This is a genomic window from Stenotrophomonas indicatrix (genome assembly GCF_050573115.1).
In the GTDB taxonomy this organism is placed as follows: Bacteria; Pseudomonadota; Gammaproteobacteria; order Xanthomonadales; family Xanthomonadaceae; genus Stenotrophomonas; species Stenotrophomonas lactitubi_A.
Window position 1 is genome coordinate 352191 of the sequence record NZ_JBNYZT010000002.1, and the last position, 16958, is coordinate 369148.

Sequence of the window (16958 nt, forward strand, 5' to 3'; positions counted from 1 at the left end):
CCAGCGGCCGGCACTACCAGGATGCCTGCATGCCCTCGACTGCCCTGATCCAGAACGACATCGTCGTCTTCGGTTTGATCGCCGCTACCCTCGGCGCCGTGTTCTGGACCGCCTCGCGCGAGCAGGGCCTGTGGAAGCGCTTCTATACCTTCGTGCCGGCGCTGCTGCTGTGTTACCTGCTGCCGGGCATCTACAACACGTTCGGCCTGATCGACGGGCAGAACACCAAGCTCTACAACCCGGTCGCGCGTGACATCCTGCTGCCGGCGGCGCTGATCCTGTTGACCCTGGCGGTGGACATCAAGGGCATCCTGCGGCTGGGGCCGAAGCTGGTGCTGATGTACCTGGGCGCCTCGGCCAGCATCATGCTGGGTGCGGTGGTTGCCTTCCTGGTGATGCGTGCGATCCATCCCGATACCGTCGCTGGCGATACGTGGGCCGGCATGGCCGCACTGGCCGGCAGCTGGATCGGTGGTGGTGCCAACATGCTGGCCATGCGCGAAGTGTTCGACGTCAACGCGACCACCTTCGGCCAGTTCGCAGTGGTCGATGTGGGTGTTGGCTACGTGTGGATGGCGGCGCTGATCTTCCTCGCCGGGCGCGCGGCGAAGATCGATGCACGCAGTGGCGCCGACACGTCGGCCATCGACGAACTGAAGGAGCGCATCACCCGCTTCCAGGCCGAACACGAGCGCATTCCCAGCCTGACTGACCTGATGCTGATCGTGGCCGTGGCCTTTGGTGGCGTCGGTCTTGCCCACGCCATCGGCGCGCCGCTGGCGGCGTGGTTCAAGGTCAATGTCAGCTGGGCGTCGCAGTTCAGCCTGGACGCGCCGTTCGTGTGGGTGGTGGTGCTGTCGACCACGCTCGGCCTGGGGCTGAGCTTTACCCGGGCTCGCAACCTGGAAGGTGCGGGCGCCTCACGACTGGGCTCGCTGCTGCTGTACTTCCTGATTGCCTGCATCGGCATGCAGATGGATCTGCTGGCGCTGCTGGATCGCCCGTGGCTGTTCCTGCTCGGCATCATCTGGATCAGCGTGCACATCGCGCTGCTGTGGTGCCTGGGCAAGCTGCTGAAGGTGCCGTTCTTCTACTTCGCCATCGGTTCGCAGTCGAACATCGGTGGCCCGGCCTCGGCGCCGGTGGTGGCCGCCGCGTTCCATCCGGCGCTGGCGCCGGTGGGCGTGCTGCTGGGCACGATGGGGTACGCCACCGGAACCTATCTGGCGTATGTGGTCGGTATCACCCTGCGCGCGCTGGCAGGGCAGGGCTGATTGGGTAGTGCCGGCCGCTGGCCGGCAACCACGCGATATTTCAACGGTTCAAGCGTTTGCCGGCCAGCGGCCGGCACTACCGGTGATCTATGCCACCGGCAAACCGCGTTCGATCAGCCACGCTCTGGCGTCTTCCGCATCCTGCTCGAACCACGCCTTCGTCGACCCCAATCGATACGTATACCCCCACGCATCCATGTCGGCCATCAGCCGTTCGCTGCCGACGCCAGGCAGGTGCCCGGCCAGCACGATCTGCAGGTAGCAGGTGGCGTCTTCTTCGGGCACCGAGTCGGTAGCGTCGGTATGCACCTGCGCGCGCCGCTCCGGCGGCAGCACGATCAGGTGGCAGGCTTCGTGCAGCATCGAGTGCACTGGGGTGTCATCGCGCACGTACACGTCGCTGGCGATGATGCCGGCCTCGGGCTCGCCCCAGTAACTGCCGGGGATCGGCTCGCCGGCCGCAACGTGGTGCAGCCGCAGCTCATGTGCAGCGAGCAGGCGCTGGGCATCGGCGAAGGCGATGTCGCCGACGCGGGTAACGTTCGGTTCGGGCGTGGTATCAGTCATGCGGGTCAGGCAGCCCCGCCCATGCAGGCACGGGCGGGGCAGGGGGTCAGGGTTTGTCCGGGCCTTCAGGCAGCGCCACGGAGATGTCCAGCACGTCATGCTGGCCATCCTTGACCAGATCCACCTTCACTGCATCGACGTCGATGTTGACGTACTTCTTGATCACTTCCAGCAGCTCGCGCTGCAGCAGCGGCAGATAGTCGGGACCGCCACGGTGGCTGCGCTCCTGCGCGATGATGATCTGCAGGCGATTCTTGGCGGTTTCGGCGGTGGTCTTCTTCGCTTTGAGGAAATCAAACAGGCCCATGCTTACCCTCCGAACAGCTTGCTGAAGAAGCCCTTCTTCTCGACGTTGGTGAAGCGCATCGGGCGTTCTTCGCCGAGGATGCGTGCGACGGCGTCGTCATAGGCCTGGCCGGCAGCGGATTCGCCATCCAGGATGACCGGCTCGCCCTTGTTGGAGGCATTGAGCACGTCGCCCGATTCGGGGATCACGCCGATCGCCTTCAGGCCGAGGACCTCCTCGACGTCGGTGATGCTCAGCATCTCGCCGCTTTCCACGCGCACCGGGGTGTAGCGGGTCAGCAGCAGGAAGGCCGGCACGTCCTGTCCGGATTCGGCCTTGTGGGTCTTCGAATCGAGCAGGCCGATGATGCGGTCCGAGTCGCGTACCGAGGACACTTCCGGGTTCACCACCACCACGGCACGGTCGGCGAAGTACATCGCCAGGAAAGCGCCCTTCTCGATGCCGGCCGGGGAGTCGCAGATGATGTAGTCGAAGCCGTCGGCGGCCAGGTCCTTCAGGACCTTGCCCACGCCTTCCTGGGTCAGCGCATCCTTGTCGCGGGTCTGCGAGGCAGCCAGCACGAACAGGTTGTCGAAGCGCTTGTCCTTGATCAGGGCCTGCTTGAGGGTGGCTTCGCCATGCACGACATTCACGAAGTCGTACACCACGCGGCGTTCGCAGCCCATGATCAGGTCGAGGTTGCGCAGGCCGACGTCGAAGTCGATCACCGCCACCTTCTTGCCACGCTTTGCCAGGCCGCACGCAAGGCTGGCGCTGGAAGTGGTCTTGCCGACGCCGCCTTTGCCGGAAGTGACTACGATGATTTCAGCCAAAGGACTTCTCCTGATGATTCTGTTTGAGGTGCTGCGTCAGTCCAGCGCAGCGATCTTGATCTGGTCCTGTTCCAGCCACACCTGCACGGCCTTGCCGCGCAGGGTTTCCGGGACATCGTCCAGCACCTTGTAATGGCCTGCAATGGCGACCAGTTCCGCATGGAAATCACGGCAGAAAATGCGTGCCGTGGTGTTGCCCTGGGCCCCTGCCAGCGCACGGCCGCGCAGGGTTCCGTAGATATGGATGCTGCCATCGGCGATGACCTCGGCGCCGGCGCCGACGGTGGCCATCACGGTCAGGTCGCAGTTTTCCGCATACAGCTGCTGGCCCGAACGCACGTTGCCCAGCTGCATGCGCCCCGGCTGTGGCGCGGCGGCATCGGCCGCCTTGCCCATCGGCGTGGCCGGAGCCGCTGCCGGTGCGGCCTTCGCCTCGGCCCGCGCGGTACGCCGCGGTTCCGGTGTGGGTGCCGGCGGCGGGGCAGGCTCTGCCTCGGCGCGCTCGTACTGGGCGCGGAACTTGGCCAGCAGCGGCAGGCCGAGCTGCTGCGACAGCAGGTCGACTGCGCTGGTGCCATAGGCCAGCGCCACCGGCAGTACGCCGGCACCACGCAGGCCATCCACCAGCGCCTGCGCCGTGGACACGTCGGGCACCTGGCTGAGACCGCCGAAGTCGAGGATCACCGCCGCCCGGCCGAACAGCTTCGGCGCACGGCTCACCCGCTCCTGCATTTCCTGCACGAGGCGTTCAACATCGAGGGTGCGGATGCGCAGGTTGGCGATGCCCACCTGGCCGATCTTCAGTTCACCGGCCTGTTCGTAATCGAAATTCACCGCCACGCTCAAGTCCCCGTCGACCGCTGTGCCTGCGCCGGCAGCTGCCGGTCGCGTGCCCACGCCACATCGGGCAGCTTGCCGCCGTAGGTTTCGTTCACCCACGGGAAGCTGCACAGTTCCTTGGCCAGCATGCTGGCCCGCACGTCCACCTGCGGCATCGTGTTCTGGCCCAGCTCGCGGAAGCCGAAGCTGCCGTGGAAGAGCAGGGCGGCATCAGCGCCGTGGTCCAGGAACACTTCGCAGGTCATCTGCGGGTAGCGCAGTTCGGCGAAGCTCTGCGCATCGGCGTAGAACGCACGGCCGACGCCACCACCACGGCGGCGGCTGGCGACCACGATGCGGTCGATATAGAAGAAGGGGGTGTTCAGCTGCTGCTTGAACCAGGCGAAATTGCTGCTGTCGTGCTGGCTGTCGCTGCCGAAGCCGATCAAAAAGCCGGCCAGGTTGCCGTCGCGCTCGGCGACGCGGAAATACTCAGCGGTTGCATAGAACAGGCGCAGGCGCTCGGCATCCAGGGGAAGGATGGCCAGGCCAGCATTGTTGTTCAAAGCCAGGACGGAATCGAGCTCGTGCTCGCGCACGTCGCGGATGACAATCGACATTGTGACTCCGTGGGGTAACGCGGTTGGTCCATTACAAGACCCTGCGCACGATTATTGCATGCCCGGGGTGGGCTGCGGCATGAACAGGGGGATATGCCCAAGCATGACTTTCGGCGCTTGGGAGCGGCCGCACACAGGCTACGATGGGTGATGCTGGCCCGACTCAACCACAATGCGATGCTGCGCTACTCCGGGTTGTTCACCTGGGGCACCGTCGGCCTTTGGCTTGCGATCTACCTGATCGACCCGGTGTCGCTGACGCTGGAGAGCCTGGACGGCGAGGCCGGCTTCCGGATCATTCCCTGGGCCTCGGCCTACCTGGCCTTCGGCTTCGTGTACTGGGTGCTGACCCGCTCGCTGGGCGAGAGCCGGCCCGGCTTCTTCGACCATGCCGCGCTGATCCTGCTGACGGCCTGCGCGATCGGCGTGAGCTATTTCTCCGGCACCGCGCTGGGCAGCATCCTGCTGATGGTGGTGGCCGGCCTGCTGCCCTGGCTGCTGGGCCCGCGCATCGGTGTGGTGTGGCTGGTGGCCAGCAACCTGGCCGTGCTGCCGGTCTACATCCAGCCACTGGGCTTCCCGCCGGTCATCGCCGTGCTGCAGGCCGTCGGCTACATGGGTTTCTCCAGTTTCGTGTTCGTGATCGCGCTGGTGGCCCGCCGCCAGGCCGAGGCGCGCGAGGAGCAGCGCCGCCTGAATGCCGAGCTGCGCGCCACCCGTGCGCTGCTGGCCGAAAGCGCGCGGGTGAACGAGCGCACCCGCATTTCGCGCGAACTGCATGACCTGCTGGGTCATCAGCTGACCGCGCTGACCCTGAACCTGGAAGTGGCCGGCCACCTGGCCGAGGGCCAGGCGCTGGAGCACGTGAAGCGCTCACATGCCCTGGCCAAACTGCTGCTGGGCAACGTGCGCGAGGTGGTCAGCCAGCTGCGCGAGACCGGCGCCATCGACCTGGCCGCGGCCCTGCGCCCGCTGACCGAGCACGTGCCCTCGCTGGACATCCAGCTGGAGATCGAGGAGCCGCTGAACGTGGAAGACCCGCAGCGGGCCCACGTGCTGCTGCGCTGCACCCAGGAGATCATCACCAACACGGTGCGCCATGCCGGCGCCCGCCACCTGTGGTTGCGGGTGTACCGTGAGGTCCCGGACCAGGTCGTGGTGGAGGCCCGCGACGACGGCGTCGGGGCGGAAACGGTCAATGTGGGCAATGGTTTGCGCGGCATGCGCGAACGCCTGCAACAATGTGGAGGCCAGCTGCAGGTGGAGACCCGCCCCGGCGAAGGCTTCCGGCTGCGGGCGACGGTACCGGCAACGGTGCTGGCGGCCCTTACCCAGGTTCCTGAAGGAGTGCGTTGATGATTCGCGTCTGCCTGGTCGACGACCAAACCCTGGTGCGGCAGGGGATCCGCTCGCTGCTGGCGCTCGACGACGGCATCGAAGTGGTGGCCGAGGCCGCCGATGGCCGCCAGGCCGTCGAGCTGATCCCGCAGATCCGTCCGGACGTGGTCCTGATGGACATGCGCATGCCGGTGATGTCCGGGCTGGAGGCGCTGCAGGTGCTGTCACGGCAGGAACAGCTGCCGCCGACCATCATCCTGACCACCTTCGACGATGACCAGCTGGTGCTGGCCGGGCTCAAGGCCGGTGCCAAGGGCTACCTGCTCAAGGATGTCACCCTGGCGCAGCTGGTCGGTGCCATCCGCACGGTGGCCGATGGCGGTTCGCTGGTGCAGCCGGCGGTGACCCAGCGGCTGCTGTCCGGGCTGGAGCACATGCGCAACGACTTCGTCAGCCTGGACCGTCCCGACCCGCTGACCGACCGCGAGACCGAGATCCTGCGGCTGATGGCCAGCGGTTTCTCCAACAAGGAGATCGCCAATTCGCTGGGGGTCGCTGAGGGCACGATCAAGAACCATGTGTCCAACATCCTCTCCAAACTGGGCGTTCGCGACCGTACGCGTGCGGTCCTGAAAGCGTTTGAACTCCAGTTGGTGTGAGGAAAATCCTTTAACGACAAAGACTTGGCATACAGTCCGGGCCCGGATTCAGGGTTGTCCCCTGTTTGCCCCCTACTTGCCGGGTACGCGGATGCGTTACCCTTCGAATTCTTTGTCCATACAAATGCGCAGCCGGCACGGAAACCGGTGCGCCAATCCCGATAACCAATGCCCGCGAAGCCTGCTAGGATTGGCGCTTCGCTTCAATCAACCCGGCCGTGGGATCGGCCCCGGAGACTCTCTGAATGACCCGTATTATCGAGTTCCTGATCGCCTTGGGGATCGTGGCTGGCCTGTTCGTCATCATTGGCGTCTGTCTGCCGGGCGAGCGTCACATCACCGAAAGCATCGAGACCAACCGCAAGATGACGATCGTGTACGACACGGTCAGTAGTCTGCGCCGCTTCAAGGACTGGAACCCGCTGGTACTGCGCGATCCCGCCGTTGAACTGAAGCTGTCCGGCCCGGTCTCCGGCGTCGGTGCCACTCTCGACTTCACGTCCAAGGACCTGGGCACCGGTTCCTGGAAGGTGACCGAAGCCGAAGAGAACAAGCGTGTTGTTATCGCCATCGACGACGCCACCAAGGGTCACGACAAGGTCAGCACCTTCACCCTGGAGCCGACCGGCAAGGGCGGTCGCAACGTCAAGATCACCCAGGACTACTCGGTGAAGTATGGCTTCGACCTGTTCGGCCGCTACGCAGGCCTGTATGTCAGCCGCCAGATCGGCGATGACATCAAGATGGGTCTGTCGCGCATGGCGAACATGCTGGCCACCGTGCCGAATGTCGACTACCGCACTTCCGAAGCTCCGCTGACTGATCTGGGCATTGTTGACGTCCCGGCCGAGGACCTGCTGGTCGTCACCGCCGGCAACGTCGATCGTGGCCAGGACTCCATCAGCAAGTCCATCAAGGACAACCAGGAGTGGATCAAGCGCGTGATCGAGGCCAATGGCCTGGAAGCCGCTGGCCCGCTGCGCGTCATCACCACCGACTTCGGTGCTGAGAAGTACGCCTTCGACATCGCCCAGCCGGTGAAGAAGAAGGGTGCTGAAGCCCCGGCCGCCGAGGCGATGACCGTCAAGATCGACGGTGGCGCTCCGGTCAAGTATGTCCGCGTTGCTCCGCACCGCTCGGCGCATGCGGCCTACACCGGCCACATGGCAGGTCTGGACGTTGCCCGCAGCGCCCTGCGCGCCTGGGCCGTGACTTCGGGTAACGAAGTCATCGACCGTCCGTACGAAACCTGGAAGGACGGCGTGGACAAGTCGTTCACCCCGGAAGCGACGTACGACATCTACTGGGCCGTCAAGTAAGCCTCGGCTTGCCCATGTAGTGTTGGACACTAAAACGCGCCGCTTCCTGCGGCGCGTTTTTTTTTCATCCCGAGCCCGGTGTCGGGCATTGCGCAAGGAGCTGTCATGTTCAATTCCGAACGACGCGCGCGTAAACCGTCGTTGCTGGCCTGCCTGGGGGCGCTGCTCGCGGCCGCCTCAATCGGTCTGTCCGCCTATGCCGCGCATGGCGTGTCCGATCCGCTGGCGCAGCAGCACCTGAACATGGCGGCGTTGTACGCGTTTGCCCACGGTGCGGTACTGGCAGCCCTCGGCCCCCGCGCCCAAGGCACGATCGCCCATCTGGCGTTGTACGTGCTGCTGCTGGGCGTGCTGCTCTTCTCCGGCAGCCTGCTGGGCGGTGCGCTGTGGCAGTGGCCGACGCGGCTGGCGCCGGTAGGCGGCACCACGCTGATGGCCGGATGGGTACTGCTGGGTATCAATGCGTTGAGACGCTGACTGCAGCGCCCAAGCACGGGTAGCGCCGGGCCATGCCCGGCTGCGAGCGCAGCGACCCGCTTCTGCCTTTGCTCTTTTGTTTCATTCCGTGGCGAACGCACGCGGAACAATTCCGGGACGCGGGCGGGGTGAGCTTGCGGGGGTGTAAGCCGCATGGATGCGGCGCCCAAGCCTCCAGGGATGGATTTACGGCGGCCCCCGCAAGTTCATCCCGCCCGCGGCCATGCGCGGACTGCTCGAGGCCTTCGCCACGAGGGGCTCAGCCGTTGGCCGGTTTCCAGCACCAGTGCCACGGCTCATAGACGATCCCATACGGGTTGTCGCGCGGATAACTCAGCTGGAACCCGTGTGCCCCCGCATTGGCCTGCAGCCACGCAAACGCGGCCGTCGCCTCGAAGGTCTCTTCTGCCGGCGCATCCCCCGGCGTGCCGATGTCCAGCGCGTGACCGCTGTGATGCTCGCTGAATCCTGGCGCAGCATTGACCTGCAGGATCTGCGGCACACTCTGCCCGCGCGCCAACTTCCGTTCGAAAATGCCGAGCTGATACGCATGGCTGCGGAAGCCGGAGATCGCGTCCAGTGCAATGCCATCCCGTGCGGCATGCAGCCGCATCCGTCGCCAGCCCTGCGCGGCGCCGCGGCGCAGCCACAACGGGCGCGCGAAGCGATCACGTCCGGCGAAGTGCAGCAGGCAGGGCTCTGCCTCCAGCGCCAGTCCACTGTCCTGCGCGTAGCGCTGTGCATCCAGGCCCAACTGCTGCAGGCGTTGCTGCAGGCCGGTCAGCGGCAGCCACTGGTCTTCCAGTGCAGCGCCGAACGGCCGTGACCGTGCGCCATCCAGCAACGCCAGCGCCTCCTCCACACCCGGTTCGCGTGGCAGGCGCGGCACCAGCGAGTGCACGCCGTGCGCCAGTACCGCCGCCAGGTAACGGCCATCCTGCTTGCGCCGCAATACCCATTGCGCACGCGCCAGCAGGCGGGCGTCGAGATTGCTGCGCGCGCGCAGCAGCCGTGCCGGCCACAGTTCGACGGTCTCGGTATTGATCAACAGCGGAGTGGTGCGATGCATCGATCCAGCTTACTGCCGTGGCGCCGTGACGGCCACCTTGCGCAGAGCCTCCAGCAACGCCTGCGGGCGCTCCAGGCTGAGCAGCAGCGTGCTGCCGCCGCGCACCGGAATCACCAGCGTGCGTGCGCGGTCGGTAACCAGGGCAAAGCCCTTGCCGCCGCCCTGCAGGCGGAAGTGCCCGGAGTAGAAGCCGGGCATGCTGTAGCCGTTGGTCTTGAAACGGATGCCGTAGCGGCGATCACGGCCGAGGTCGACCACCTCGGCCTGGTCCAGAAGCATGTCCGCGATGGGAGTGCGGCGACGGTACAGCGTCGAACGCACGTCCAGTACGTTGTCTGCCAGCTCCACCCGGCGGCGGAAAAACGCCCAGCCCAGGCCGATGCCCATCAGCACGATCACCGCCAGGCTCCAGGCCGCGCTGCCGCCCATCAGGAAGAACGGGGGGGATAGCGTGACCTCCATCCAGGGAGCGTCGGTGCGATTGTCGTGCAGCTGCGACCAGATGCCGACGCCCAGTACCGCCAGCAGTGGCAGCAGCACCCAGAGCACCCGCAGCGAGGAGCTTTCGGCGACGTCGAACGGGCGTGCATCACTGCCGCTCATCGTTGCGACTCCACCCAACGCGCGACGTCATCGATCAGCTGCCCATCGACGGGGCCCGGCTGCGCGTATTCCTTCAATGAACTGGGGCCGCTGCCGGCAATGCCGATGTGGTTGAGGGCAGGGTAGGCCTTCCATTGCACGTCCGTGCGATCAGCCAAGGCTTTTCTCCACAATGCCCAGTCCGTTTCCGGTACCTGGAAGTCACGGCCCCCGTGCAGCATCAGCAGTGGCTTGTGCAGCGCCACCGCATCGCCACGAGCGTTCACTGCTTCGATGCTTTTCCAGAACGCCTGCGGCACGCCCAGCGGCAGTTCGCTGGCGGGTGCAGGCGTGTCGCTGCGGGCCACGGCGATCTGCGTGGCGAGCTTGTCCAGGAACGCTTGTTCCGGGGCACTGATCGAGCCGTCCAGCGACAGCAGATAGCGGTTCTGCTCCGGCAGCAGCTCAAGCAATGTGCGCGCCGGTGCGGCCCACAGGATCGCGCCGCGTGCCTGTGGCCATCGGCTGGCAATGCGCGGGGCGAGCATGCCGCCCTGGCTGTGGCCGAGCACGAAGATCCGCTTGCCGTCGATGCGTGGGTCCGCCGCCAACGCGCTCAACGCCGCGACGGCGTCGTCGGTGGTCTCGTCATCAACGTTGAAGCTGCCGCTCTGGAAGTCCTGGGGACGGGCATGGGTGCGCTTGTCGTAGCGCAGCACTGCGATGCCCTGCGCAGCCAGGCCGCGGGCAATGTCCAGGAAGGGGCGGTTGCCACCGATGGTTTCGTCGCGATCCTGCGGGCCGGAGCCGTGTACCAGCACCACCGCCGGGAACGGTCCTTTACCCTTGGGCAGGGACAGCGTGCCGGGCAGTGCGCCGCGCGCCTGCGGCACGCTGAAATCGGCTTCGCTGTAGTTCGCATCGGCCGGCGGTGGCGGTGCCTTGGCGGCCGGTGCCGGGCGCAGCAGCAGACCCGCCACTTTGTCTTGCGCGTTCACCGCCACCTGCGCGATCACCGCGCCAGCGGCGAACTGCAGCGGTACTTCGACCAGGTGCAGGCCCTGCTGCTCGCTGCTGTGCGCCGGGCCGCGCTGCTTCAGTTCACCCAGCGACTGCCACAGGCCCTGCAGCTTGTCGGCAGGCACGGCCGCGGCCATCTGCGGGGTCAGCATGGCTTCGGCATCGGCGATCCGCCCCGCCTGCAGGTGATCGAGCAGGCGTGCTGCAACCTGCTGCGGTTCACCAGCGGCTGCACTGGCGGACAACAGGGCGAGGGAAACAGCAAGCAACGAACGGCGTGCGCTCATGGTCACAGCTCCTTCTTGAAGACCAGCAAGGCCGGGCGCATCGGCGCCGGGATGACGATGTTGACCAGTTCCCAGCCCAGCTGGCCCTGGCGGCTGAGTTCTGCCTGGATGTCGTCGGCTTTCTGCAGGCCCATCATGGTGGTCTTGACCTCGACGGTCAGGTAGCTCCAGCGCTTGCTCATTCCTTGTCCTCCGGCGATGGCTTGGGTTTCGGCAGGCGTCCTGCCTTGCGCAGTGCGTCGCGCAGCACGTATTCGATCTGCGCGTTGAGGCTGCGCAGTTCATCGTCCGCCCAGCGCTGTGCGGCCGCCAGGACCTCGGCGTTGATGCGCAGCGGATAGGCTTTTTTCTCGCTCATGCAGACTCCTGGCGGGGCGGTGGGGCGCCCCGTTGCGAGGGTGGCTCAGTACAGCGAGCCGGTGTTGACGACCGGCTGCGTGCCGCGGTCCGAGCACAGCACGGTCAACAGGTTGCTGACCATGTGCGCCTTGCGCTCCTCATCCAGCTGCACCACGCCGTTCTTCTGCAGTTCGGCCAGCGCCATCTCGACCATGCCGACCGCACCTGCAACGATGCGCGTGCGTGCGGCGATCACCGCGTTTGCCTGTTGACGCTGCAGCATCGCCTGGGCGATCTCGGCGGCGTAAGCGAGGTGGCTGATGCGCGCATCGATCACCTGCACACCGGCATCGGCGAGGCGCTCGGCCAGTTCGTTCTTCAGGTGCTGGGAGATCTCGCTGGCGTGGCTGCGCAGTGCCAGCTGGCCGTCCTCATGCTGGTCGTAGGGGTAGCTGGTGGCCATCGCGCGAAGTGCCGATTCGGACTGGATGTGCACGAAGCTCTCGTAGTCGTCCACGTTGTAGACCGCTTCGGAAGCGTCGACCACCTGCCAGACGATCACCGCGGCGATCTCGATCGGGCTGCCGTCCAGCTCGTTGACCTTCAGCTTGCCGCTTTCGAAATTACGCACGCGCTGGCTCACGCGGCGCTTGCTGAAGAAGGGATTGTTCCAGCGCAGGCCGTTGTCCTTGACGGTGCCTACGTACTTGCCGAACAGGCTGACCACCGCCGCCTGGTTGGGCTGCACGGTGTACAGGCCGGCCAGCGCGACCAGGGCCAGCGCGCCGATCAGCAGACCGGCCAGGAGCAGCAGCACGTTGGGCGAGCCGGTGCTGGCCTTCGCCGCGACCCCGGCCACGAACAGGGCGCCACCGGCGAGGGCCACGACCAGGGACCCGGCGAGCGCGCCCAGGCCGTTGAGGGAGGACAGCGACTTCTCTTTCATGGCGGTACGTCCTTGAGGATTCGAAATGAAGATATCAAAGTGATATCACATTCGGCTTACCGTTCGTCGGGTGGGCTTGCTCAGGCGCTGCGGCCGGACCGGATAGAATGCCCACCCGCCTTCACATTGCTGCTGGAACCCCGCCATGGCCAAGCTTGGAACCCCGCTGTCCCCCTCCGCCACCCGCGTGCTGCTGCTGGGCTCGGGCGAGCTTGGCAAGGAGGTGGCCATCGAGCTGCAGCGGCTGGGCGTGGAAGTGATTGCCGCCGACCGCTACGCCGATGCCCCGGCCATGCAGGTGGCACACCGCTCGCACGTGATCGACATGCTGGATGCGATGGCCCTGCGCCAGTTGATCGCGCAGGAGCAGCCGCACCTGGTGGTGCCGGAGATCGAGGCGATCCATACCGAGACCCTGGTGCAGCTGGAACAGGAGCAGGGCCTGCGGGTGATTCCGACTGCGCGTGCGGCGCGCCTGACCATGGACCGTGAGGGCATTCGTCGCCTTGCGGCCGAAACGCTGGGCCTGCCGACCTCGCCGTACCGCTTTGTGGATACCGAGGCCGAGTACCGCGACGCCGTGGCCGCGATCGGCCTGCCGTGCGTGGTCAAGCCGGTGATGTCGTCCTCGGGCAAGGGCCAGAGCACCCTGCGCAGCGAGGCGGACATTGCCCCGGCCTGGGAATACGCCCAGACCGGTGGCCGTGCCGGTGCCGGCCGCTGCATCGTCGAGGGTTTCATCGACTTCGATTACGAGATCACCCTGCTGACCGTGCGCCACGCAGGTGGCACCTCGTTCTGTGCACCGATCGGCCACCTGCAGAAGGATGGCGACTATCGCGAAAGCTGGCAGCCGCAGCCGATGTCGGACAAGGCGCTGGCGCGTGCCGAGGAGATCTCGCGCGCGATTACCGACGACCTGGGTGGCTGGGGCCTGTTCGGTGTCGAGCTGTTCGTGAAGGGCGACGAGGTCTGGTTCAGCGAAGTATCGCCGCGACCGCATGACACCGGTCTGGTGACGCTGGTATCGCAGGAACTCAGCGAGTTCGCGCTGCATGCGCGGGCCATCCTCGGCCTGCCGATCCCGGTGATCCGCCAGAGTGGCGCGTCGGCCTCGTGCGCGTTGTTGGCGCATGGCGAGGGCGTACCGTACTTCAACAACGTGGCCGCCGCGCTGCAGGTGCCGGACACCGCCGTGCGCCTGTTCGGCAAGCCCAGCGTGCATGGCCACCGCCGCGTGGGCGTGACCCTGGCGCGTGCGGAAACCATCGACGAGGCGCGTGCCATCGCGCGTGATGCCGCCGAAGCGATCGGCGTCGAGCTGCGCCCGTAAATCGGTAGCGCCGGGCCATGCCCGGCGGCCGTTCAGCCGCGCCCGCACGCTCGGCGCGGCGATGCCGTCAGGCGCGGCGCCAAGGCAGCACGGTGACGTGGATGATGGCGATGATGCCCAGCACCGAGCCGTACAGCCACCAGGTGCCGAAGCGGTCCGCGTAGCCCTTCCAGCAGGCTACGCCGGCAGGAAGCAGGCCGATCAGCACGAACGGAATGAAATTGAAGGCCCAGTTCTGCCGGGCCACCACCAACAGCGCGATCATGGCGAAGACGCCAACGATGATCAGCAGGTTCCTTTTCAAGTGCGGCGGCTCCCCCTGCCGTTCCGTTGCGGGACTGTAACAAGAATGCAGGCGCGCGCATGCCCGGCAAGGCGATGCCGGTCGTCCTGACCGGCACCCTCAGTCGACTGACAGTTGCCTCTACCGCACGTCCACCCACACCAGGTGGTGGTCGCTGCCGTCGGCGATCTTCGCTTCGGCACTTTCATTGGCCGGCCAGAACACGCCGCTGCCGACGTATTCGAAGCCGGTCGAGGGCAGCACGTAGTCCAGGCGCATGGTGCCGGACTTCGGGCCGAAATCACCGGTGGCATGGAACGGTGCGCCCTTGCGGGTGATGCCCTTGGCCGCATAGGCCAGGCTGGTCTGCTCGGCGCCGACACTGCGCGGGGTGGGGTAGCGCAGAACGCGGGCGTTCTCGATCAGTTCGACGATCGCCTCGTGGCGGCCATCGCCATCGACCGGATCGTTGTTGAGGTCGCCAAGAATGACAAAGCGTGCATCCTGGGCCAGGCCGCCGCACTGGCCCTTGTCGTCGCACAGCCACGGCTTGTCACCCTTGGACAGGTATTCCTGCCACAGCCGCAGTTCGTCGTGGTTGCGCGCGGCATTGCGCTTTTCCGGGCCGTCGAACACTGGCGGTGTCGGGTGCGAGACCAGCGCGTGCACCACGCCGGCCGGGGTCTTCACCGGCACGTCCCAATGCGACTTCGACGACAGCCGCAGCTGCGACCAGACGGTGTCGTTGTAGAAGCTCTTGCCGGTACGCGGATCGATCGGGCGGATCGCGTCGGGCATCGCACTCCACTTCAGCAGCTGGAAGCTGCGCACCTTGGCTTCGTCGATCGGGTAGCGCGACAGCACCAGCATGCCGTACTGGCCCGGGTGCAGGCCGTAGCCCCAGGCGTCGTTGCCGCGGCCACGGCCTTCGCCGCCGACCACGCCGTTGTTGTCCAGGTCCAGGCCGCTGGGTACACCGGTGTTCACCGGTGCCAGGTAGCGGTAGGCGAAGTGCAGCGGCTTGCCGCCACCGGGCTGGGCCACTTCCAGGTAGCGCTTCTGGAACAGGTCGGCGGCACGATGGGCGTCGTCGAAATCGAATTCGTTCAACAGCACCAGGTCCGGGCGCGCCTGCTGCAGCACCGCGGCGATCTTGCGTGCGTGTTCGCTGTCGCCTTCCAGCTCGGCGATCAGGCCGCCGGCTTCATCCGAATACAGCGAGGTGTTGTAGGTGGCCAGGCGCAGCGCAGCAGACGGTTTTTCGGTCATCGCGGGGGACGTTGCGAAGGCGGGAGCGGTGGCGCCACAGAGCAGGGCCAGGCCGAGGATCAGGGGTTTGGCGTTCATGGGCCTTATTGTGCACCCGGCCCGGTGTCAGTGGTTTGTCAGCGTCCGTCCAGATCGTCATCGAAATCATGCCAGCGGCGGCCGTCGTAGGCCTCCAGCGGGCGGTAGCGCCGCTTGTAATCCATCTTCTGGTGCTCGCGTATCCAGTAGCCCAGGTACAGATGCGGCAGGCCCTCGCGGCGGGCCCATTCCAGCTGCTGCAGGATCGCGAACGTGCCCAGCCCGCGCGCGGCATGGGCGGGGTCGAAGAAGGTATAGACCGCCGACAGCCCGTGTTCGGTCACATCGGTTACCGCTACACCCAACAGCTGGCTGGGCTGGCCGTCGTGGCCGGGCAGGCGCATTTCCATGAAGCGTGTGTGCGACCAGCTGCCGATCAGGAACTGCTCGAACTCGTGCGGGCCATGGTCGTCCATGCCGCCCTTGGCGTGACGATGTACCAGGTAGCGGTGGTACAGCTCGAACAGATCCTCTCGCGGCATGGCCGCGGTGATGCGTACTTCCAGGTCGGCATTGCGGGAGGCGCAGCGGCGCTGGCTGCGGTCCGGAGCGAAGCGGGCCACCGGAATGCGCACGGCGACGCAGGCGTGGCAGTTCGCACAATGCGGGCGATAGACCAGATCACCGCTGCGGCGGAAGCCCCAGCTCAGGGCCAGCGGGTACAGCCCGCCGAGGCGACGGTCCTGCGGGTCCAGCACCAGATCGCGCGCGACCCGGTCCGGCCAGTACCCGCAGGGGTGCTCGCCGGTCTGGAACAGTCGCAGTTCGTCGTCTCTGTCGCCGTGTCTCGCCATGGGCACAGCATAGCTCCAGCCTGTCGCAATGGCGGCGACTGTCCGCCGGATGAATGGAGCGGGTGGCTGCGTCAACCGAAGTCGTGGTCAGGCGTTGTTGTCCTCCGAGGGTGAGGAGTTCACCCCGACGCCAATCCCATTCCCAGGAGTGACCCCATGATCCGTACCCCCCTGCTGCTGGCCCTGCTGCTCGGCACCTCCGCGACCGGTATCGCCTTGGCCGCCGACACCCCGGCTGCACCGGCACCGCGCCCGGCCAAGCTGGATACCAATGGCGATGGCGTCATCGACCGCAGCGAAGCGGCGGCCAGCCCGCGCCTTGCCGCGAAATTCGATGAGCTGGACAAGAACAAGGACGGCAAGCTCTCGCGTGATGAGCTGCCGCGCTGGAAGCATGGCCGCCACGGTGGTCGCGGCGGCGAGCGCTGGGCCAAGCTGGACGCGAACAAGGATGGCCGCATCAGCCGTGAGGAAGCCAAGGCCGATCCGCGCCTGGCCGAGCGTTTCGACCAGCTCGACCTCAACAAGGATGGCTACCTGGACAAGGCCGACCGCGAGCTGCGCATGAAGCAGCATCGTGATGCCTGGTTCGCCGCGGCTGACACCAACAAGGACGGCCAGCTGAGCAAGGCCGAGTTCGACGCCGCCAAGGGCCCGATGCATGGTGGCCCGCGCCATGGCGGCCCGCGTGACGGCGCCGCGCCGAAGCCGCAGCGCTGATTTTCACTGCAGTGATCGAAGACAACGCCGGCGTCCTGCCGGCGTT

Annotated in this window: 21 protein-coding genes; 7 read left to right on the forward strand and 14 right to left on the reverse strand. The window is 66.4% G+C overall.

The window, feature by feature from the left end:
- Window positions 1-29 precede the first annotated feature (29 nt).
- Window positions 30-1274, forward strand: a complete 1245-nt coding sequence (locus ACQ5SA_RS07580) for a DUF819 family protein (protein WP_089239524.1) — start codon at window positions 30-32, stop codon at window positions 1272-1274.
- An 87-nt stretch (window positions 1275-1361) separates the two neighbouring features.
- Here ACQ5SA_RS07580 and ACQ5SA_RS07585 read toward each other — a convergent pair whose 3' ends face one another.
- The 5 genes from ACQ5SA_RS07585 to ACQ5SA_RS07605 are packed head-to-tail and all read right to left on the reverse strand — an operon-like array spanning window position 1362 to window position 4399.
- A complete protein-coding gene (locus tag ACQ5SA_RS07585; protein WP_353101792.1) occupies window positions 1362-1841 on the reverse strand; it encodes a hypothetical protein in 480 nt (159 codons plus the stop codon).
- Between the two features lie 46 nt (window positions 1842-1887).
- Window positions 1888-2148 carry a cell division topological specificity factor MinE gene (minE, locus tag ACQ5SA_RS07590; RefSeq protein ID WP_005408532.1) on the reverse strand — a complete coding sequence of 87 codons (261 nt, stop codon included), beginning with the start codon at window positions 2146-2148 and terminating at the stop codon, window positions 1888-1890.
- A 2-nt stretch (window positions 2149-2150) separates the two neighbouring features.
- On the reverse strand, window positions 2151-2960 hold the full coding sequence (gene minD / locus ACQ5SA_RS07595) for a septum site-determining protein MinD (RefSeq protein WP_165376541.1): 810 nt from the start codon (window positions 2958-2960) through the stop codon (window positions 2151-2153).
- 36 nt (window positions 2961-2996) lie between these two features.
- On the reverse strand, window positions 2997-3800 hold the full coding sequence (minC, locus tag ACQ5SA_RS07600) for a septum site-determining protein MinC (protein WP_499313808.1): 804 nt from the start codon (window positions 3798-3800) through the stop codon (window positions 2997-2999).
- A gap of 2 nt (window positions 3801-3802) precedes the next feature.
- Complete coding sequence (locus tag ACQ5SA_RS07605; RefSeq protein WP_100551840.1) at window positions 3803-4399, reverse strand: GNAT family N-acetyltransferase; 597 nt, start codon at window positions 4397-4399, stop codon at window positions 3803-3805.
- A 150-nt stretch (window positions 4400-4549) separates the two neighbouring features.
- Here ACQ5SA_RS07605 and ACQ5SA_RS07610 point away from each other — a divergent pair, with 150 nt between their 5' ends.
- From ACQ5SA_RS07610 to ACQ5SA_RS07625, 4 genes are all read left to right on the forward strand, one after another.
- Window positions 4550-5755 carry a sensor histidine kinase gene (locus ACQ5SA_RS07610; RefSeq protein WP_025873874.1) on the forward strand — a complete coding sequence of 402 codons (1206 nt, stop codon included), beginning with the start codon at window positions 4550-4552 and terminating at the stop codon, window positions 5753-5755.
- A complete protein-coding gene (locus tag ACQ5SA_RS07615; RefSeq protein ID WP_025873873.1) occupies window positions 5755-6396 on the forward strand; it encodes a response regulator in 642 nt (213 codons plus the stop codon). The genes ACQ5SA_RS07610 and ACQ5SA_RS07615 overlap by 1 nt, the downstream gene beginning before the upstream one ends.
- 245 nt (window positions 6397-6641) lie before the next feature.
- Window positions 6642-7715, forward strand: coding sequence for a polyketide cyclase (locus ACQ5SA_RS07620; protein WP_089239534.1), 1074 nt, complete (start codon window positions 6642-6644; stop codon window positions 7713-7715).
- A gap of 105 nt (window positions 7716-7820) precedes the next feature.
- A complete protein-coding gene (locus ACQ5SA_RS07625; protein ID WP_499313811.1) occupies window positions 7821-8192 on the forward strand; it encodes a DUF423 domain-containing protein in 372 nt (123 codons plus the stop codon).
- Window positions 8193-8451: 259 nt separating this feature from the next.
- Here the strand turns inward: ACQ5SA_RS07625 and ACQ5SA_RS07630 are convergent, their stop codons facing one another.
- The 6 genes from ACQ5SA_RS07630 to ACQ5SA_RS07655 are packed head-to-tail and all read right to left on the reverse strand — an operon-like array spanning window position 8452 to window position 12435.
- On the reverse strand, window positions 8452-9261 hold the full coding sequence (locus ACQ5SA_RS07630) for a M15 family metallopeptidase (protein WP_499313813.1): 810 nt from the start codon (window positions 9259-9261) through the stop codon (window positions 8452-8454).
- Window positions 9262-9270: 9 nt separating this feature from the next.
- Window positions 9271-9864, reverse strand: a complete 594-nt coding sequence (locus ACQ5SA_RS07635) for a PH domain-containing protein (protein WP_230110190.1) — start codon at window positions 9862-9864, stop codon at window positions 9271-9273.
- Window positions 9861-11150 (reverse strand): alpha/beta hydrolase, encoded by a 1290-nt coding sequence (locus ACQ5SA_RS07640; RefSeq protein ID WP_499313814.1) that lies wholly within the window; start codon window positions 11148-11150, stop codon window positions 9861-9863. The genes ACQ5SA_RS07635 and ACQ5SA_RS07640 overlap by 4 nt, the downstream gene beginning before the upstream one ends.
- 2 nt (window positions 11151-11152) lie before the next feature.
- Window positions 11153-11332, reverse strand: a complete 180-nt coding sequence (locus ACQ5SA_RS07645) for a DUF4177 domain-containing protein (protein WP_353098654.1) — start codon at window positions 11330-11332, stop codon at window positions 11153-11155.
- Complete coding sequence (locus ACQ5SA_RS07650) at window positions 11329-11508, reverse strand: type II toxin-antitoxin system antitoxin (protein ID WP_005412615.1); 180 nt, start codon at window positions 11506-11508, stop codon at window positions 11329-11331. Before ACQ5SA_RS07650 ends, ACQ5SA_RS07645 begins: the two co-directional genes overlap by 4 nt.
- A 45-nt stretch (window positions 11509-11553) precedes the next feature.
- Window positions 11554-12435 carry an SPFH domain-containing protein gene (locus tag ACQ5SA_RS07655; protein WP_099819375.1) on the reverse strand — a complete coding sequence of 294 codons (882 nt, stop codon included), beginning with the start codon at window positions 12433-12435 and terminating at the stop codon, window positions 11554-11556.
- A gap of 145 nt (window positions 12436-12580) precedes the next feature.
- Here ACQ5SA_RS07655 and purT point away from each other — a divergent pair, with 145 nt between their 5' ends.
- Window positions 12581-13768, forward strand: a complete 1188-nt coding sequence (purT, locus tag ACQ5SA_RS07660) for a formate-dependent phosphoribosylglycinamide formyltransferase (RefSeq protein WP_499313817.1) — start codon at window positions 12581-12583, stop codon at window positions 13766-13768.
- A gap of 67 nt (window positions 13769-13835) precedes the next feature.
- Here the strand turns inward: purT and ACQ5SA_RS07665 are convergent, their stop codons facing one another.
- The 3 genes from ACQ5SA_RS07665 to ACQ5SA_RS07675 all read right to left on the reverse strand — a co-directional run bounded on the left by ACQ5SA_RS07665 (window position 13836) and on the right by ACQ5SA_RS07675 (window position 16192).
- Window positions 13836-14072 carry a hypothetical protein gene (locus tag ACQ5SA_RS07665; RefSeq protein WP_230110195.1) on the reverse strand — a complete coding sequence of 79 codons (237 nt, stop codon included), beginning with the start codon at window positions 14070-14072 and terminating at the stop codon, window positions 13836-13838.
- A 120-nt stretch (window positions 14073-14192) separates the two neighbouring features.
- A complete protein-coding gene (locus ACQ5SA_RS07670; protein ID WP_499313819.1) occupies window positions 14193-15398 on the reverse strand; it encodes an endonuclease/exonuclease/phosphatase family protein in 1206 nt (401 codons plus the stop codon).
- A 38-nt stretch (window positions 15399-15436) separates the two neighbouring features.
- Entirely contained in the window at window positions 15437-16192 is a 756-nt protein-coding gene (locus ACQ5SA_RS07675) for an arginyltransferase (RefSeq protein ID WP_499313821.1), read from the reverse strand.
- Window positions 16193-16348: 156 nt separating this feature from the next.
- On the opposite strand from ACQ5SA_RS07675, the gene ACQ5SA_RS07680 reads away from it, so the two are divergent.
- Window positions 16349-16912 (forward strand): EF-hand domain-containing protein, encoded by a 564-nt coding sequence (locus ACQ5SA_RS07680; RefSeq protein WP_499313823.1) that lies wholly within the window; start codon window positions 16349-16351, stop codon window positions 16910-16912.
- Window positions 16913-16958: the final 46 nt, after the last annotated feature.

What these genes read in the sequence shown, in the direction of transcription:
- ACQ5SA_RS07580 (WP_089239524.1), top strand. Translation starts at nt 30, where the DNA reads ATGCCCTCGACTGCCCTGATCCAGAACGACATCGTCGTCTTCGGTTTG.
- ACQ5SA_RS07585 (WP_353101792.1), bottom strand. Translation starts at nt 1,841, where the DNA reads ATGACTGATACCACGCCCGAACCGAACGTTACCCGCGTCGGCGACATC.
- minE (WP_005408532.1), bottom strand. Translation starts at nt 2,148, where the DNA reads ATGGGCCTGTTTGATTTCCTCAAAGCGAAGAAGACCACCGCCGAAACC.
- ACQ5SA_RS07605 (WP_100551840.1), bottom strand. Translation starts at nt 4,399, where the DNA reads ATGTCGATTGTCATCCGCGACGTGCGCGAGCACGAGCTCGATTCCGTC.
- ACQ5SA_RS07610 (WP_025873874.1), top strand. Translation starts at nt 4,550, where the DNA reads ATGCTGGCCCGACTCAACCACAATGCGATGCTGCGCTACTCCGGGTTG.
- ACQ5SA_RS07615 (WP_025873873.1), top strand. Translation starts at nt 5,755, where the DNA reads ATGATTCGCGTCTGCCTGGTCGACGACCAAACCCTGGTGCGGCAGGGG.
- ACQ5SA_RS07620 (WP_089239534.1), top strand. Translation starts at nt 6,642, where the DNA reads ATGACCCGTATTATCGAGTTCCTGATCGCCTTGGGGATCGTGGCTGGC.
- ACQ5SA_RS07625 (WP_499313811.1), top strand. Translation starts at nt 7,821, where the DNA reads ATGTTCAATTCCGAACGACGCGCGCGTAAACCGTCGTTGCTGGCCTGC.
- ACQ5SA_RS07630 (WP_499313813.1), bottom strand. Translation starts at nt 9,261, where the DNA reads ATGCATCGCACCACTCCGCTGTTGATCAATACCGAGACCGTCGAACTG.
- ACQ5SA_RS07635 (WP_230110190.1), bottom strand. Translation starts at nt 9,864, where the DNA reads ATGAGCGGCAGTGATGCACGCCCGTTCGACGTCGCCGAAAGCTCCTCG.
- ACQ5SA_RS07640 (WP_499313814.1), bottom strand. Translation starts at nt 11,150, where the DNA reads ATGAGCGCACGCCGTTCGTTGCTTGCTGTTTCCCTCGCCCTGTTGTCC.
- ACQ5SA_RS07645 (WP_353098654.1), bottom strand. Translation starts at nt 11,332, where the DNA reads ATGAGCAAGCGCTGGAGCTACCTGACCGTCGAGGTCAAGACCACCATG.
- ACQ5SA_RS07650 (WP_005412615.1), bottom strand. Translation starts at nt 11,508, where the DNA reads ATGAGCGAGAAAAAAGCCTATCCGCTGCGCATCAACGCCGAGGTCCTG.
- ACQ5SA_RS07655 (WP_099819375.1), bottom strand. Translation starts at nt 12,435, where the DNA reads ATGAAAGAGAAGTCGCTGTCCTCCCTCAACGGCCTGGGCGCGCTCGCC.
- purT (WP_499313817.1), top strand. Translation starts at nt 12,581, where the DNA reads ATGGCCAAGCTTGGAACCCCGCTGTCCCCCTCCGCCACCCGCGTGCTG.
- ACQ5SA_RS07670 (WP_499313819.1), bottom strand. Translation starts at nt 15,398, where the DNA reads ATGAACGCCAAACCCCTGATCCTCGGCCTGGCCCTGCTCTGTGGCGCC.
- ACQ5SA_RS07675 (WP_499313821.1), bottom strand. Translation starts at nt 16,192, where the DNA reads ATGGCGAGACACGGCGACAGAGACGACGAACTGCGACTGTTCCAGACC.
- ACQ5SA_RS07680 (WP_499313823.1), top strand. Translation starts at nt 16,349, where the DNA reads ATGATCCGTACCCCCCTGCTGCTGGCCCTGCTGCTCGGCACCTCCGCG.